The 17,298-nt window shown below is 47.2% G+C and carries 12 protein-coding genes, 2 tRNA genes and 1 pseudogene; 9 read left to right on the top strand and 6 right to left on the bottom strand.

Annotated features, from left to right (window positions below; genetic code table 11):
- The 4 genes and pseudogenes from CIL02_RS16515 to htpG form a co-directional block, all read right to left on the bottom strand.
- Positions 1 to 236, bottom strand: a pseudogene (locus tag CIL02_RS16515) (IS982 family transposase); the annotation flags it as partial.
- Between the two features lie 278 nt (positions 237 to 514).
- Positions 515 to 588 (bottom strand) — tRNA-Arg (locus CIL02_RS01965).
- Positions 589 to 614: 26 nt separating this feature from the next.
- Positions 615 to 688 (bottom strand) — tRNA-Arg (locus tag CIL02_RS01960).
- 93 nt (positions 689 to 781) lie between these two features.
- On the bottom strand, positions 782 to 2,839 hold the full coding sequence (gene htpG / locus CIL02_RS01955; protein WP_094398797.1) for a molecular chaperone HtpG: 2,058 nt from the start codon (positions 2,837 to 2,839) through the stop codon (positions 782 to 784).
- Between the two features lie 649 nt (positions 2,840 to 3,488).
- On the opposite strand from htpG, the gene ftsY reads away from it, so the two are divergent.
- The 4 genes from ftsY to CIL02_RS16510 are packed head-to-tail and all read left to right on the top strand — an operon-like array spanning position 3,489 to position 7,572.
- The gene (gene ftsY, locus CIL02_RS01950; RefSeq protein WP_094398796.1) at positions 3,489 to 4,448 is read left to right on the top strand and encodes a signal recognition particle-docking protein FtsY; all 960 of its coding nucleotides are present in this window, start codon (positions 3,489 to 3,491) and stop codon (positions 4,446 to 4,448) included.
- Positions 4,449 to 4,461: 13 nt separating this feature from the next.
- Positions 4,462 to 5,760 carry a 30S ribosomal protein S12 methylthiotransferase RimO gene (rimO, locus tag CIL02_RS01945; protein WP_094398795.1) on the top strand — a complete coding sequence of 433 codons (1,299 nt, stop codon included), beginning with the start codon at positions 4,462 to 4,464 and terminating at the stop codon, positions 5,758 to 5,760.
- 23 nt (positions 5,761 to 5,783) lie between these two features.
- Complete coding sequence (locus CIL02_RS01940) at positions 5,784 to 6,080, top strand: HU family DNA-binding protein (protein ID WP_094398794.1); 297 nt, start codon at positions 5,784 to 5,786, stop codon at positions 6,078 to 6,080.
- Complete coding sequence (locus tag CIL02_RS16510; RefSeq protein WP_240513496.1) at positions 6,058 to 7,572, top strand: HU family DNA-binding protein; 1,515 nt, start codon at positions 6,058 to 6,060, stop codon at positions 7,570 to 7,572. Before CIL02_RS01940 ends, CIL02_RS16510 begins: the two co-directional genes overlap by 23 nt.
- Positions 7,573 to 7,581: 9 nt before the next feature.
- Here the strand turns inward: CIL02_RS16510 and CIL02_RS01930 are convergent, their stop codons facing one another.
- Positions 7,582 to 8,559 (bottom strand): GNAT family N-acetyltransferase, encoded by a 978-nt coding sequence (locus tag CIL02_RS01930; RefSeq protein WP_094398793.1) that lies wholly within the window; start codon positions 8,557 to 8,559, stop codon positions 7,582 to 7,584.
- Positions 8,560 to 8,794: 235 nt separating this feature from the next.
- Between CIL02_RS01930 and CIL02_RS01925 the strand changes: the two genes are divergently transcribed.
- From CIL02_RS01925 to CIL02_RS01910, 4 genes are all read left to right on the top strand, one after another.
- A complete protein-coding gene (locus CIL02_RS01925) occupies positions 8,795 to 9,589 on the top strand; it encodes a class I SAM-dependent methyltransferase (protein ID WP_094398792.1) in 795 nt (264 codons plus the stop codon).
- Positions 9,590 to 9,798: 209 nt separating this feature from the next.
- Positions 9,799 to 12,060, top strand: a complete 2,262-nt coding sequence (locus CIL02_RS01920; RefSeq protein ID WP_094398804.1) for an aconitate hydratase — start codon at positions 9,799 to 9,801, stop codon at positions 12,058 to 12,060.
- Between the two features lie 14 nt (positions 12,061 to 12,074).
- A complete protein-coding gene (locus tag CIL02_RS01915) occupies positions 12,075 to 13,418 on the top strand; it encodes a citrate/2-methylcitrate synthase (RefSeq protein WP_094398791.1) in 1,344 nt (447 codons plus the stop codon).
- Positions 13,419 to 13,429: 11 nt separating this feature from the next.
- Positions 13,430 to 13,777 carry a hypothetical protein gene (locus CIL02_RS01910; RefSeq protein WP_094398790.1) on the top strand — a complete coding sequence of 116 codons (348 nt, stop codon included), beginning with the start codon at positions 13,430 to 13,432 and terminating at the stop codon, positions 13,775 to 13,777.
- A 30-nt stretch (positions 13,778 to 13,807) separates the two neighbouring features.
- Here CIL02_RS01910 and hemW read toward each other — a convergent pair whose 3' ends face one another.
- Complete coding sequence (hemW, locus tag CIL02_RS01905) at positions 13,808 to 14,953, bottom strand: radical SAM family heme chaperone HemW (RefSeq protein WP_094398789.1); 1,146 nt, start codon at positions 14,951 to 14,953, stop codon at positions 13,808 to 13,810.
- A 162-nt stretch (positions 14,954 to 15,115) separates the two neighbouring features.
- Between hemW and CIL02_RS01900 the strand changes: the two genes are divergently transcribed.
- Complete coding sequence (locus tag CIL02_RS01900) at positions 15,116 to 17,269, top strand: translation factor GTPase family protein (RefSeq protein WP_094398788.1); 2,154 nt, start codon at positions 15,116 to 15,118, stop codon at positions 17,267 to 17,269.
- The last annotated feature ends 29 nt before the right edge of the window (positions 17,270 to 17,298 follow it).

Here is a 17,298-nt window from a genome sequence, read left to right as displayed (position 1 = left end):
AGGTGACGCATATGTCTGCATACCTTTTCTATATAGAAATGTTTCAGGCAACGGTAGCCTGAATCATGAAACAGTATCATGATTACCATAATTTCTGCCTTTGACATGGTTGACTTGCGGTGATATTTCCGTTTCTTATCTGCTTTCAGTGTATATTTTTCCATCATGGCATCAAAAAACATGCAAAAATCATCTGCAATACAAAATAATTCTGTAACTTTGTCCTCGGTGATCATAGCGATTGTTGTTTGTAATTCTTTGTATTTCAACACTATAAAGTTACAACAATTTTCGCTAATCACCAAATTTTCAAGCACTTATATTTCGTCGAACTCACGTTATTTTAGATAAGAGAAAATGGAGGAAAGCCCCACCATACGGGTCACTGTAGCCGCCTCAAGAAAATTTCTGCAGAACCATTAAATGTCCGAGATTTAATAATTGATTTCATCTTGCTTGGCTGTGGGGGTATACAACACAAAAAGAAGTTCCGTGTGTGTGGAACTTCTTTCTGTGACTCCGACAGGATTCAAACCTGTAACCTTCTGATCCGTAGTCAGATGCTCTATTCAGTTGAGCTACGGAGCCAAAATACATTATGATTACGAAAGCAGTGACTCCGACAGGATTCAAACCTGTAACCTTCTGATCCGTAGTCAGATGCTCTATTCAGTTGAGCTACGGAGCCTCGTTTTCGTTGTTTGCGGGTGCAAAGGTAGCGATAAAATATGAACTGGCCAAATTTTATCGCTACTTTTTGCTACGTTGGTTGCTATTTTTTTTATTTTCCTATTATTTCAACGCTTCTTTTGAGGAATGCGTTGAGAGCGGCTCCCTTAAGCATGCCGTTCTGCAGCAGTGCGAGGTCTATGAGCTGGTGAACGACCTTGTTGTCCTTTGCGTAGTCGGCAATGATACTGTTCTTCTTGTTCTTCTGCTCGCTGATGGACTTTTCGGTATTGCTGACGTCGTCCTTCTCCTCCTGTGTGATTTCCTCAGGCTTCTTTCCGCTCTGTGTCTGTCTCAGTGCTGCAAGCCTTGCCTCCAGGCCCTTCAGCTCGCTCTCGATAGGTTTCAGAGCGTCATCACATGCCTTGGCAGTATCTTCGAGTATCTGCTTGAGCAGCGGGTGCTCGCTGTTCAGGATGAGAGTGTAGCTGTCTGGCATCTGCTGATAGAAGCTCATGCCGGGCTGGAACTTGCTCATTTCCTTCATTCGCCTCATATACTCGCTTTGGGTAATCATTACGGGCTGCTGGTCAGCTCCGAGTGCCTCTATGTTTACCATGAACTCCGCATGGTCAAGCTTTGGCATCTGCGATTGGAATACCTGTGACATATTGTCACGTTCCTGTTCTGACAATTCGTCTTTCTTGACGTCGTCCTTTACTATGAGCCTGTCTACAATATCAGAGTCTACTCGTGTGAAGCGTGACTTTTCGAGTTTCTGCTCAAGCATAGAAACCATTGGCGAGTCAAGCTGTCCGTCAAGCAGAAGCACGTTATACCCCTTGTTCTTGGCGGCCTCTATGTAGCTGTACTCCTCCTCGGCATCGTTGGCATAGAGGTAGACGAGGTTTCCGTCCTTGTCGGTCTGGTTGTCCTTGATTAGGGTCTTGTATTCTTCGTATGTGAAATACTTGCCCTCGGTGTCCTTAAGCAGTGCGAAATCCTTTGCGCGGTCGTAGAAGTCTTCCTGCGAGAGCATTCCGTAGTTGATGAAAATCTTCAGGTTGTCCCATTTCTCCTCGTAAGCCTTGCGATCCTCCTTGAAGATGCTCTGAAGTCTGTCTGCAACCTTCTTAGTAATATAGGTGGAGATTTTCTTCACGTTGGCATCGCTCTGCAGATAGCTTCTGCTGACGTTCAGTGGAATGTCCGGTGAGTCGATGACTCCGTGCAGCAGTGTCAGGAAGTCGGGGACTATGCCCTCCACCTGGTCTGTAACAAACACCTGATTGCAGTAGAGCTGTATCTTGTTGCGCTGTATGTCGATATTGTTGTTGATGCGTGGGAAGTAGAGTATACCGGTGAGGTTGAACGGATAGTCAACGTTCAGGTGTATCCAGAATAGTGGCTCGTCCTGCATGGGGTACAGTGTGCGGTAGAAGCTCTTGTAGTCTTCGTCCTTAAGCGTGCTTGGAGTCTTGGTCCAAAGTGGCTCAACGTTGTTTATCACGTTATCCTCCTCAGTGTCAACCTGCTTACCGTCCTTCCATTCTGTTTTCTTGCCGAAGGCTACTGGTACGGGCAGGAACTTGCAGTATTTGTTGAGCAGGCTCTCGATGCGTGCCTTCTCAAGGAATTCCTTGCAGTCTTCATCGATGTGCAGTATGATGTCTGAGCCGCGGTCTGCTTTCTCAACCTCCTCAAGCTCGAAAGCCGGGCTGCCGTCGCAGCTCCATCTTACAGCCTGTGCTCCTTCTGTATAGCTCTTGGTGACAATCTCTACCTTCTTGCTTACCATGAATGCAGAGTAGAAGCCGAGACCGAAATGGCCTATGATGGCGTTTGCGTTGTCCTTGTACTTGTCCAAAAAGTCGTTTACGCCAGAGAATGCAATCTGGTTTATGTATTTCTCTATTTCCTCGGCTGTCATGCCTATACCGCGGTCGCTGATGGTCAGGGTGCCATTCTCCTTGTCAACGCTAACCTTTACGGTGAGGTCGCCAAGCTCGCCTTTGAAGTCGCCTTGAGCAGTAAGCGTTTTCAGCTTCTGGGTGGCATCAACTGCATTGGATACCATCTCGCGAAGGAAAATCTCGTGGTCTGAATACAGGAACTTTTTGATGACGGGGAAGATGTTTTCCGTAGTAACCCCGATATTACCTTTCTTCATATTAATATAAAAGATGTATTATGTTGTTTTGTTTAATGTCCGTTCGTCTAAAAGCAAATACCATGCCAAAACTTTCTGGCTTTTCGGCATCGCTATGACATATGTTCCGCCAACTTTATGAGTTAAGTGAAACAATGCAGTTGAAATACAAAAAAAAGAAAAAAATGGCCAATTGCTTGTGAATTACAGAAGTTTTTCTTATCTTTGCAAACTGCATTAAGATGCATATTAGTTACAACACATAACATTAAGTACACATTTACAGTTTCAATAGGTTTAAGGTTAGTTTTTTAAAGGTTAAAAGGCCCCCGGCAAGAGTAGTGATACTGCGTGCCGGGGTTTCTTTTTGTATATCCGGCATAACGCATTGGGGACCGTTTTTGGGGGGTGTGCTGGTGATGGAAGATGATTTAGCATTAAAATTGCGTGCAATTCGGGTTAATAAACCTTCCTTTTGCCACCATCACCACTCGTGAGCTAAAGCTTTAATTTATAAATCATTAATTGGTTATAAGAGGGTGGTACAATGGAATATAGTCCTTTGAGAGGTGTGATAATCGATTAAATCGGGTAATATATTCAAAAATGAACGATTTCGTTTTGTTATCTGCTCATTTTTTGTTAATTTTGTGGCAAAATTTTTATTAACATGGGAATATTCGGATTATTCAACAAGCAGAAGAAGGAAACCCTTGACCAGGGTTTGGAGAAAACCAAACAGAGCGTTTTCAGTAAGCTAACCCGTGCTATCGCGGGCAAATCCAAGGTTGATGACGAGGTTTTGGACAATCTGGAGGAAGTGCTGATAACAAGTGACGTAGGAGTTGACACCACCCTGAAAATTATCAGAAGAATAGAGGAGAGGGTAGCCAAGGACAAGTATGTGTCCACATCCGAGCTTAACGGCATTCTACGTGACGAGATAGCGTTTCTGTTGACCGAGAACAATACTGGTGACAATGACAACTGGGAATTGCCATCCGATCATAGCCCCTACGTCATTCTGGTTGTGGGAGTAAACGGAGTGGGCAAGACAACTACTATCGGCAAACTTGCATACCAATTCAAGAATGCAGGAAAGAAGGTATTCCTCGGTGCAGCCGACACATTCCGCGCTGCTGCAGTTGAGCAGATATGCATTTGGGGCGAGAGGGTAGGTGTGACTGTTATCAAGCAGCAGATGGGGTCAGACCCTGCCTCGGTTGCATTCGACACCCTGCAGAGCGCAAAGGCCAATGGCGCAGACGTGGTGATTATAGACACGGCAGGACGACTGCACAACAAGGTGGGACTGATGAATGAGCTGAAGAAGATTAAGGACGTTATGAAGAAAGTTCTGCCTCAGGCTCCAGACGAAGTGATGCTGGTTCTTGACGGCTCAACAGGCCAGAACGCTTTTGAGCAGGCAAAGCAGTTTGCTGCCGTTACTCAGATTACCTCTTTGGCCATCACTAAGCTTGACGGAACTGCAAAAGGAGGCGTAGTCATCGGTATCAGTGACCAACTGAAGGTGCCTGTTAAATACATCGGATTAGGCGAGAAGATGGAAGATTTGCAGCTGTTCAACAAACGTGAGTTTGTAGACTCCCTGTTCAAGACCAACGATTAGACTGAGCTCAAAGATGAAGAAAAACCAAGTTGACATAATTACAATGGGTTGCTCGAAGAATCTTGTCGACAGCGAGATACTAATGAAGCAATTCGAAGCCAACGGATATCATTGCGTACACGATCCGAAACGCCCTCAGGGTGAGATAGCTGTTATCAATACATGCGGTTTCATCGAGAGCGCAAAGGAGGAGAGCATCAACACAATCTTGGAGTTTGTTCAGGCAAAGACAGAAGGAAGATTGCGCAAACTCTACGTTATGGGCTGTCTGTCACAGCGCTATAAGGATGAGTTGGAGAAAGAAATTCCCGAGGTGGACAAGTTCTATGGTAAGTTCAACTACAAGCAACTTCTCGCAGACTTGGGCAAGGCCGAGGCAGTGTCGTGCACGGGCAAGCGACATCTTACAACGCCAAAGCATTATGCTTACTTGAAAATCAGTGAGGGCTGCGACCGTCATTGCGCTTACTGTGCCATACCCATTATCACGGGCAAGCATGTAAGCCGACCAAAGCAGGAGATACTGGCAGAGGTCAGGGAGCTGGTTGCGCAGGGCGTTAAGGAATTTCAGGTTATTGCTCAGGAACTGACCTACTATGGCGTTGACATAGATGGCAAGAGACATATTGCCGATCTCATCAGGGATATTTCCGACATCAAGGGTGTGAGGTGGATAAGACTGCACTACGCTTATCCAAATCAGTTTCCCATGGAGCTCCTTGACGTGATGCGCGAGAAGCCTAACGTGTGCAAATATCTTGATATAGCCTTGCAGCACATCTCCGACCACATGCTTGAGGCTATGCACCGGAATGTCACCAAACAAGAGACCATGGAGCTTATAGAGAAAATAAGGGCAGCCGTGCCTGGCATCCACCTTCGTACCACGCTCATGGTTGGCTATCCTGGCGAGACAGAGGAAGACTTCAAGGAACTGCTGGAATTCACCAAGTGGGCACGTTTCGAACGCATGGGAGCATTTGCGTATTCTGAGGAGGAGGGCACATATAGTGCAATGCATCTTCAGGACAACATCAGCCCTGAGGAGAAACAGCGCAGGCTCGATAAGCTTATGCTTGTTCAGCAGCGTATCAGCGCGGAGATAGAGGCAGAGAAGATAGGCCAGATAATGAAGGTTGTCATCGACCGCAAGGAAGGAGACTATTATGTGGGTCGAACAGAGTTTTGCTCACCCGAGGTTGATCCGGAAGTGCTGATAAAGGCTGGAGACAAACAGCTGAGAGTAGGCACGCTGTACGACGTAAGGATTACGTCGAGTGAGGAGTTCGACCTTTATGGACAATTAGTGTGAATGTTTTCCCTACTATACTAATCATGAACAACAAGGAATTTATAGCTGAGCTATCCCAACGGACTGGCTACTCACAGACCGACACCAAGAAACTTGTGAGGACCCTTATTGACGAGATGGGGGATAGGTTCTCCGAAGGAGATATTGTGTACTTGCAGAACTTCGGAACTTTCGAAGTGAAGAAGAGGCTCGAGAGGGTTGTCGTTAACCCTGGCACGCAGCAAAGGATGCTTGTTCCCCCGAAGCTGGTACTGGGTTTCCGGCCTATTTCTTCTATTAAGGAAATACTGAAAAACAATGGAGGAAACCAAGATGAGTAAGATAGGCATCAACGAACTTGCTGCCGTGCTTGCAGACAAGCATGGGCTGGAACAAGCAAAGGCTGAAATATTTGTCCGCCAGGTGTTTGATGTCATCAATGATGGACTGAGGAACGAGAAACTCGCTAAGATAAAGGGACTCGGCACATTCAAGGTGACATCCGTAAGTGCCAGAAAGAGTGTGGATGTAAATACAGGTGAAGCTATTATTATTGAAGGTCGTGATAAGATTAGTTTCACCGCAGACTCTGTGATGAAGGATATCGTCAATGCTCCTTTTGCCCAGTTTGAGACCGTTGTAGTCAACGATGGAGTTGATTTCTCGGGTATAGACGATAAGTACAAGGATGAGATGGTGGCTTCTGATGAAGGGAATGAGGAAACTGTAACTGCGGAAATAGAAGTTAGTGTCCCTGGTGGGTTGATTCAGACAACTGATAAGGAAGAGAATTCTCAGAACTACCAGAGCCAAGACGATATTGTGAGTGAAGAAACGTCTAACAACGATGAGGGAAACTTACAAGATGAAACTCCTGACGCAGAAGAAATTCCTGACGCAGAAGAAATTCCTGACGCAGATGAAACTCCTGACGCAGATGAAACTCCTGACGCAGAAGAGATTCCTGACGCAGAAGAAACCCCGCAAGATGAGCCCCAAGATGTCAAGAATGAGGAAGCGCGTACGGAAGACAATGGCATAACTGCCTCCGTATTACAAAAAACAATCTCACCCAACGAAGACGAGGTGTTACTTCCCAAGTGGCAAGCTGACAGGATTATATCTGAGAATGACAACCTTGTACAGGCCAACGACAGGCTTCACGATGCCTTGAGGGCAGCGAATGTGAAAGCGCGTATATACATATATATTATTGTAGCCCTTGTCATAGCCATGTTGTCCTTGTTCTATTTCCTCAACAACGAACTGCAGAGGCGTGACAAACGTATCGAACATCTTGAGGCTCAGACATCTTCCATGGTTGACCACATGATTAAGAGCCAGGCTTCTGTTATAGACTCTGTTGCCGCAAAGGCCAGAAGAGACAGCATCGAGGAGGCTAGAAAGATGATGGAACAAAAGAAACAGCAGGAGGAAATGAATGCAAAGAAAGCTGAGGCAGAGAAAGTTGCAAACGTGAAATCTGCCGAAGTGAACCCCGTTCATAAGAAAGAGGCCTCTGCTTCGCAAGCTAAAGTGGATAGGCCTGCTGCTAAGGTTGAAACTGTAGCAGCACCTGCAAAAACATCCAAGCCTGTGGTCAACAATGCCGAATACAACAAAGATCCTCGTGTGCGCACAGGTGCATATATAATCACGGGAATAGCGTCGACCGTAACTGTCAGAAAGGGACAAACCATTGCCAGTATCAGCAAAAGCCATTTGGGACCTGGCATGGAATGTTACGTGGAGGCTGTAAACGGCGGCAAAAAGACCGTTGCTGTTGGTGACAAGGTGAATATTCCGGCATTAAAACTGAAGGGCAAGAAGTGATTTTTTGCTTCAGTCCCTGAACATCCAGTAGAACAGCCGGTTAAGCCATGGAAACGAGAAGCGGAACCAACGGTATTTCGCTACTGGTTTCCCACCAAAACTAAGGATGAAATCGCGGAAAGGATTACCCCTCATGGGCAATCCCGCATCAAGGAAACAGAAGTGCTGGCACCCATGCTCATAGGCATGGGTGATAGCACACCAAACGGTAATCTGGTCGGGATGCAAGTGAATATACCTCTTGTTGCGTGTGGCCAGATACCACAGATAAGCATTGCCCTGCGAATATGCACAAGCGCATCCTCCGATAATCTTGTCTTCGTATACCGTAACAAACACATTGGCGTTCTTGCTGACAAGCATCTCGAGAAATTGTTCATACGTAGGCACAAGCCGCCTGAGGCTCAGCCTGTTGGAATGTTTCAATATACGATAGAAGCAACGTACGTCATCATCATTTACTGCAAGCCTTACTGATACACCCTCTTGCTCTGCATGCTCTATGCGGCGGCGGGCTTTCGCTGTAAGCCTTTCGTATGGAGGCTTGGAATGAAGAGAGTTGTGTACTTCCTGCCAATGGACGCAGAAATAGCCATTTGACCGGAAATATCTATATCCGAACATTTTGTGGGATATGTCGCTGAATTCGGCAAAAAGACAGAATCTACGCTTGAACTTCTTCGTTATCTCTGAAAGCATAAGACCAAAAACCGCCTCGCTGTTACAGCCTTCGGCATATTCTCCTTCTCCATAGATTCGCCCTTGGGTAAAAAGGTATGGCGGAAAGAGCGACCCGCGTCTACGGACAATAGCAAGCAAATGCCCAATAACATTATTGTTACAGTCAGTGGCAATCACCATATATGGAGATTGCCCGGACGTACGTTCAATGATACCGAACAATTCCTTGCTATGGAAGAAGTTGTTGCATGTCATGTCGGGCAACTCCTCGCTTCTGTTGACTATGTTTACCCTTATGTCATTCATGCGGCAAAAATAAGAAAAAGTTTCGAGAAGACAAAAAAAATATGTGGTGATATGTAGGGGTAAGAGATATTTTTATTAACTTTGCAACACATGACAAAGAATTATACGGATATTGTAAAGTAAATAACCCCATTTGCCATGTTTGTAGGCAACGTGTGGTTATCCATCATTCATAGGCTCCTGAGACGGCATTATGCTTCAGGAAAAATTACTTTTTACTCAAAATTTTACAATAATGAACAACAATCAAAACGAAAATAATGATAACGTGAAGTCTATCCATGACTTTGACTTTAATATTATATGTGAGTATTTTTCCTGTTTAGACCGCCAAGGTCCAGGTAGTGACATGATGACACGCAAGGCTTTGAATGCTGTCCCTGCTATTGGTAAGGGATGTGTCGTGGCTGACTTGGGCTGCGGTACGGGCAGTCAGACGTTGCAACTACTGCATGGCACAGAGGCGATTGTGAAAGCCGTCGACTTGTTTCCGCTATTCTTAAAGAAGTTGTCTGAGAGAAGCGCCATTGCTGGTGTGGGCGACCGTCTTGAGGCGATAGCCTGCGATATGGGTGATTTGCCCTTCGCTCCGGCATCACTCGACATGATATGGTGTGAGGGCGCCATATATAATATAGGTTTCCAGCATGGCATAAACTTGTGGAGGCAATATCTCAAGCAAAATGGCTGGCTTGTTGTCAGCGATGCTGTTTGGTTTACAGAAGATCGTCCCGATGAGATTAGCAAGTTTTGGCATGATGCTTATCCAGAGATTGATACTATTGCCAATAAGGTGGAGCAGTTGCGGATGGCCGGTTATGAGGAGATAAAGACCATGCGGCTTCCTGATAACTGCTGGACAGAGAACTTCTATGAGCCACAATGTGAGGCTCAGCGACGTTTCCTGGCACGCTATCCAGACAATGCTACAGCGGCAGGTCTGATTGCCAACCAGCGCCATGAGGCTGCTCTATTCGAGCGTTATCATGAGTATTATGGTTATAGCTTCTTCATAGCAAGAAAGAAGTAATTTCATTTAGGGCGCAGCGAACAGTCAGGCGCTGCGCCTTATTTGTAATAATTGCATTTTGCTTCTTAATAACTTGTTTTCAATTCGCATCTTTATGCAAAAACAGGTAAAAATACAACATTTTGTGTATTATTTCCGCGAAAAAGTTTCATGGTGAGCAGATTTTTTAGTATATTTGCAAGCAGTTTAAATTCAAATAAGGTAAAATGATGATTTTGGATATGGAAATGTTAGAGGCTTTCTATAGCCAGTATGCCAGCAAAGTGAAAGCCACAAGGGAAGTGATGAAGCGTCCGTTGACCTATGCTGAGAAAGTGTTGTACGCACATGTGTTTTCAGCAGAAGGACTCAAACCACAGCGTAGGGGCACAGACTATGTTGATTTCCGGCCAGACAGGGTAGCGATGCAGGATGCTACGGCACAGATGGCACTTCTGCAGTTTATGAACGCAGGACAGAACAAGGTCGCAGTACCTGCAAGCGTGCATTGCGACCATCTTATTAAAGCCGATGAGGGTGCAGACATTGACCTTCCAACGGCAAGAACCACCAATAAGGAAGTTTATGATTTTCTAAAGTCAGTATCGGAGAAATACCATATCGGCTTTTGGGAGCCAGGAGCAGGCATCATCCATCAGGTAGTGCTTGAGAACTATGCCTTCCCAGGAGGTATGATGGTTGGTACCGACTCACATACCCCTAATGCCGGTGGACTTGGCATGGTAGCAGTTGGTGTCGGTGGCGCTGATGCTGTAGACGTGCTAACAGGGCAGCCGTGGGAGTTGAAGATGCCAAGGCTTATTGGCGTCAAGCTCAATGGCAAGCTCAGCGGATGGGCATCGCCAAAGGATGTGATATTGCAGATATTGGGCATGCTTACCGTGAAGGGCGGAACAAACGCCATACTGGAATACTTCGGTGACGGACTGAGCTCGTTGTCGGCAACGGGCCGTGCTACGATATGCAACATGGGAGCTGAGCTGGGCGCCACATGCTCACTTTTCCCATTCGACAACAATGCCAGCCTGTATCTCAGGGAGACTGGAAGAACTGCCGTGGCTGCCATGGCAGAGCAGAACGCCGCCGAGCTGAGGGCTGACGACGAGGTTGTTGCTTGTCCGGAGAAGTATTATGATACGGTTATAGAGATAGACCTTGACAAGCTCGAACCCCATCTTAACGGTCCCTTTACCCCAGATGCCGCGACACCAATTTCGCAGATGAAGGCTAAGGGAGCAGCCAATGACTATCCTATGGACGTAGAGGTAGGACTGATCGGCTCTTGCACCAATTCCAGCTATCAGGATCTTTGCCGTGCCGCTTCTGTTGCCCGTCAGGCTCTTGAGAAAGGCATCGTGCCTAAGGGTCAGCTGATTATCAATCCCGGCTCTGAGCAGATAAGGTTCACGGCAGAGCGTGACGGCATACTCGATGTGTTCAAGCAGCTTGGGGCAATTATTATGGCCAACGCCTGCGGTCCATGTATCGGACAATGGAAACGTCATACGGATGACAACAACAGGAAGAATGCTATTGTGACATCATTCAACAGAAACTTCAGACGACGTGCTGACGGCAACCCCAATACTTTCGCCTTCATCGGCAGCCCAGAGCTTACTACTGCGCTTGCCATAGCAGGCAGACTGGACTTCAATCCTTCCACCGACACACTTGTAGACAAGAATGGAAACAGCGTGAAGCTGGACGAACCATCAGGATATGAATATCCCCCACGTGGCTTCGATGTGCGCGACAAGGGATTTGTGGCACCCGATGATAATGTTGCTGACGTATCAGTTGTAATCAATCCCGACTCAGAGAGACTTCAGAAGCTGGAGCCCTTTGCACCATGGGACGGTAACGAGCTTGAGGACATGCCACTGCTTATCAAGACCGAGGGAAAATGTACAACGGACCATATATCCATGGCTGGACCATGGCTGAGGTTCCGCGGACATCTGCAGAACATCTCGGACAACCTGCTTATGGGTGCTGTAAATGCCTTCAACGGCAAGTCAAACAGTGTGAAATGCCAGCTGGACGGAACTTATGTTGAGGTATCGACAGCGGCAAAGGCTTATAAGGCAAAGGGCATATCGAGCATAGTTGTTGCTGAGGATAATTATGGTGAAGGCTCAAGCCGTGAGCATGCAGCCATGGAGCCACGCTACCTGAACGTGAAGGTGGTGCTGGCCAAGAGCTTTGCGCGCATACACGAGACCAACCTCAAAAAGCAGGGTATGCTCGCATTGACATTTGCCGACAGGAACGACTACGACAAGGTGCGCGAGGACGACCGCATTTCTGTTAATGGACTGAAGAACCTCGCACCTGGCAGCAAGCTCACAGTAACGCTGAAGCATGCTGACGGTACAAGCGAGTCTTTCGAGGCTGAACATACATATAACAATACCCAGATAGCGTGGTTCAAGGCTGGCAGTTGCCTTAATCTTCTGAGTAAAAACAAGTAAGTGAATAATTGACCATGAAGAAAGAATATCTAATATATAAACTGAGCGACGAGGTTAAGAACTCGTGCAAGATAGACAGGGACGCCTTCACCAAGTTTGGTGTGAAGAGAGGTCTTAGAAACGAGGACGGAAGCGGTGTCCTCGTGGGTCTCACCAACATAGGTAATGTTGTAGGTTATGAGCGTGACGACAAAGGCACGCTGCAACCTACCGAGGGAAAGCTCTACTACCGTGGCTACGAGCTTGACGACATAGTGTCGCCATTGCTCGCCGAGAAACGCTTCGGGTTTGAGGAAGTGGCATTCCTGCTGTTGTCTGGAAATCTTCCTGACAAGGAGGAACTGTCCGCGTTCCAAAGCCTCCTCAACGACAATATGCCGCTCGACCACCGTACGATAGTGCATATCATCGACCTTGAGGGCTCAGACATCATGAACATCCTGGCACGATGCGTATTGGAGATGTACACTTTCGACCCCAATCCTGATGACATATCGCGCGACAACCTCATGAGGCAGTCGATAGAGCTGATTGCTAAGTTTCCGACCATCGTTGCCTACGCATACAACATCTACCGCCACTCCGTACAGGGCAGGAGCCTGCACATCAGACACCCGAAGGAAGACTTGGGCATTGCAGAGAACTTCCTGTACATGTTGAAGCATCAGAACTATACTGAGCTTGACGCACGTATGCTCGACCTGCTGCTTGTCATTCAGGCTGAGCATGGAGGAGGTAACAACTCTACCTTCACTGTCAGGGTTACAAGCTCGACACGTACTGATACCTATTCCAGCATTGCTGCAGGCATAGGCTCTCTCAAGGGCCCCCTCCATGGTGGTGCGAACATCAAGGTCATTAACATGTTCCATCATCTGAAAGACCAGATTTCCGACTGGACAAACGTAGACGAGATAGATACTTATCTCAACCGTATGCTCGACAAGCAGGCTTACGACAACTCCGGACTTATCTACGGACTGGGACATGCCGTCTACACCATGAGCGACCCAAGAGCTGTAGAGCTGAAGAAGCTTGCAGGCGAGCTGGCACGTGAGAAGGGTAGGGAGAAGGAGTACGAGTTCCTGAAGCTCATTGAGCAGGAAGGCATAAAGTGCCTTACGGCCAGGGGCAGGGTGAAGCCGGTATGTGCAAACCTTGACTTCTATAGCGGTTTCATATACGAGATGATAGGCCTGCCGCAGGAAATATATACTCCAATATTTGCCATGGCACGTATCGTCGGATGGACGGCGCATCGCATAGAAGAACTGAACTTCGAGAGCCGCCGCATAATACGTCCGGCATATAAGAACATATTGGAGGGTAATACTTATATACCAATAAGCGAAAGATAGACCTGTCAACTATGCGGGAACTTGATGATTTTGAGATGTTGTGGCTTGCCAAGCGCAAGGAACTCCTTGCTGCTGACGACGAATACAGAAAGGCTACCGAGGGCTACAAGATGACAAGCGGTGCCGACTGGCTGCTATTTGGCACTCCTGTGGTTGCGGCGATAGTGTTTCTTGACTATTCTCCCTTAGGCAACGAGTGGCTTAACTGGCTGGCAGGTGCTGCCATTGCCGTGGTACTGTTCGTTGTGGCCGTATATATTAAATCGGTAGTCAATGGTATGCGCTCTCCTGTTGAGGTGGAAGAGGAAATCAAGCGCAGGTGCCGCGAGCAGTATGAGAAAACGGGCAAGCTCGACTGAACTCCTTTGATAAGTCTTCCTGTCCCCACCTCAGTCATCATGTTCCATTATGAGGTCGGCCATTATGGAGTCGCTTATGAATAGTCCTTTCCGTGTCAGCGACAGCATGTTGCCGTGGAGCTGCAACAGTTCCCCGGCAATATGCCTGTCTGCCGCTGATAAGATATATTGACGTTGGGTGTCAGGCAACTCATCAATATTTATGCCTTCTTTTGTACGTAGGGCGGTTGTGATGATGTCGTTGTAATGAGTAACGTCATCGATAACCTCACTTTCTGCTGGCAATATGCCCTCTGCTATGCTTTCCATGTATTTTCTTATATCAGAGACATTCCAACTGCGGATGCCATTTCCGTAGGAGTGTGCGGCGGCGCCTATCCCTATGTATGGCTTGTCCTGCCAATAGCTGCTGTTGTGCTGGGAGCGTAGGGACTTGCTTTGCCCTTTGCCGTCGTTAACGGTCAGTGCGAAATTGCTTATCTCGTAATGCTCGTAACCGGCATCACAGAGCCTGTCGATGAGTGTGGAATACATACTGGCACTCAGTTCCTCATCTATCTCTTTCACTTCTCCTTTTTCAAGCATCTTCCCAAGCGCTGTGCCCTCCTCGTACATCAGGCTATAGGCAGAAATGTGTTCCGGCTTGAGAGCCAGAGCCCTGCTGATGTCATCGTTCCATTCTTCTAAAGTCTCGTCTGGAAAACCGAACATCAGGTCGATGCTTATATTGCCAATCCCTGTCTTGCGAAGTATTTCTATGGCCCTTTCAGCCTGACTTGCAGTGTGCCTCCTGCGCAAAAAATGCAACCTGTCATCAGAGAAAGTCTGTATTCCCATGCTGACCCTGTTGACGGGCAAGCCCGACAGCAGCGACTGTGTAACATCATCGGGATTGCATTCCATGGTCACTTCTGCCTCGCTGTCTACGTCATACATATTATATATATATGAGAAAAGGCGTTGAAGATTGTATGCCGACAACTGCGAGGGAGTGCCGCCACCAAGGTATATGGTGTCGACATGCAGGCGATTTCCTGCTGACTTCTGCCTTATTTCCATCTCTCGGCACAGTGCAGAGACATAGTCATTTTGTAAAGTCAGCAATGTCGTGGAGTAGAAGCCACAATATATGCATCTGCTTGCGCAAAATGGTATGTGTATGTATAATCCTGTCATTTGTGGATGCAAAAATACTAATAAGTCATAAAATATTGCAAGGTTTATGACTTTTTCTTTGGCAGTATCATAAAAAATTCCTAACTTAGACGGCGATTTTGGAGAAGTATTCTTCCTCCAGACAGTAGAAAGACTTATTACTAACAACTTAAATCTTTTGATATGAGAGTATATCAGACTAATGAAATCAAGAACATTGCCCTCGTTGGCAGTGCGGGTTCAGGCAAGACCACTCTTGCCGAGAGTATGCTGTTCGAAGCCGGTATCATCAAACGCCGTGGCACAGTGGAAGCCAAGAATACGGTGAGTGACTATTTCCCGGTTGAGCAAGAATATGGATATTCGGTGTTCCCAACAGTGTTCCATGTAGAATGGAACAACAAGAAACTCAATATAATTGACTGTCCTGGTTCAGACGATTTTGTTGGCGGTGCCATTACTGCGCTTAACGTTACCGACGAGGCCGTGATACTTATCAATGGTCAGTATGGTCCTGAGGTTGGAACACAGAACCATTTCCGATATACAGAGAAACTCAAGAAACCCGTAATATTCCTTGTTAACCAGCTTGATAGTGACAAGTGCGACTTCGATTCCATTATCTCAAATATGCAGGAGATTTATGGCCCGAAGTGTATTCAGATACAATATCCTATAGAGACTGGCCCAGGCTTCAATGCACTCATCGACGTGCTGCTTATGAAGAAGTATTCATGGAAACCCGAGGGTGGTGCTCCTATCATCGAGGATATTCCTGCCGAGGAGATGGACAAGGCCATGGAATTGCACAGGGCTCTTGTTGAGGCTGCTGCCGAGAACGACGAAGGACTGATGGAGAAGTTCTTCGAGGAGGAGGCGCTTACGGAGGACGAGCTCCGTGAGGGAATACGCAAGGGACTTGTAACCCGCTCCATCTTCCCTGTATTCTGTGTTTGTGCGGGCAAGGACATGGGTGTCAGGAGACTTATGGAGTTCCTTGGCAACGTAGTACCTTTCGTCAGCGAGATGCCAAAGCTGCATAACACACGTGGTGAGGAGGTTACTCCTGACACCAACGGCCCAGAGTCGCTCTACTTCTTCAAGACTGGTATGGAGCCACACATCGGTGAGGTTTCCTACTTCAAGGTTATGAGCGGTAGCGTTAAGCCTGGTGACGACCTCGCCAATGCAGACCGCGGCTCGAAGGAGCGCATCGGACAGATATACGCATGTGCAGGTGCCAATCGTATTCCTGTAGACCAGCTGTGCGCAGGTGATATTGGCTGTACTGTAAAGCTGAAGGATGTCAAGACGGGCAATACATTGAACGGCAAAGACGTTGAGCAGCGTTTCGACTTCATAAAATATCCTAACTCCAAGTACTCACGCTCCATCAAGGCTGTCAATTCTTCAGAGACTGAGAAACTCATGGCAGCCATGCTTAAGATGCGTCAGGAAGACCCGACATGGGTTGTTGAGCAATCCAAGGAGTTGCGCCAGACCATTGTGCATGGTCAGGGTGAGTTCCATCTGCGCACATTGAAGTGGCGTTTGGAGAACAACGAGAAGATACAGGTGCAGTTCGGTGAACCGAAGATACCTTATCGTGAGACCATTACCAAGATGGCACGTGCAGACTACCGTCACAAGAAACAGAGTGGTGGTGCCGGACAGTTTGGTGAGGTTCACCTCATCGTTGAGCCATATGCTGAGGGTATGCCAGATCCGACAACATACAAGTTCAATGGTCAGGAGTTCAAGATGAACATCAAGGGTCGTGAGGAAATCAACCTTGAGTGGGGCGGCAAGCTCGTATTTATCAACTCTGTAGTTGGTGGTGCCATTGATGCGCGCTTCATGCCTGCCATCCTGAAGGGTATTATGGAACGTATGGAGTCTGGTCCTCTCACAGGTAGCTACGCCCGTGACGTACGTGTAATCGTCTATGATGGCAAGATGCACCCTGTAGACTCTAACGAGCTTTCGTTCATGCTCGCTGCACGTCATGCTTTTGCGGCAGCATTCAAGGAGGCTGGTCCAAAGATTCTTGAGCCAATCTACGACCTTGAGGTATATGTGCCTTCCGACTTCATGGGTGACGTGATGAGCGATCTTCAGGGACGCCGTGCCCTTATCATGGGTATGGACAGCGAGGCTGGCTATCAGAAGCTTCAGGCCAAGATACCATTGAAGGAGCTCTCCAACTATAGCATTGCACTTAGCTCGCTCACAGGTGGACGTGCTTCGTTCACTACAAAGTTTGCAAGCTACGAGCTTGTTCCGAACGACATCCAGCAACAGCTCATCCAGGCACATGAGGCTGAGGAGGAAGAGTAATGGTGAATTGTTAGAATTCTGAAAGTATT

The sequence above is a fragment of the Prevotella sp. P3-122 genome, assembly GCF_002251365.1.
In the GTDB taxonomy this organism is placed as follows: domain Bacteria; phylum Bacteroidota; class Bacteroidia; order Bacteroidales; family Bacteroidaceae; genus Prevotella.
This window is presented reverse-complemented; position numbering and strand designations above follow the sequence as displayed.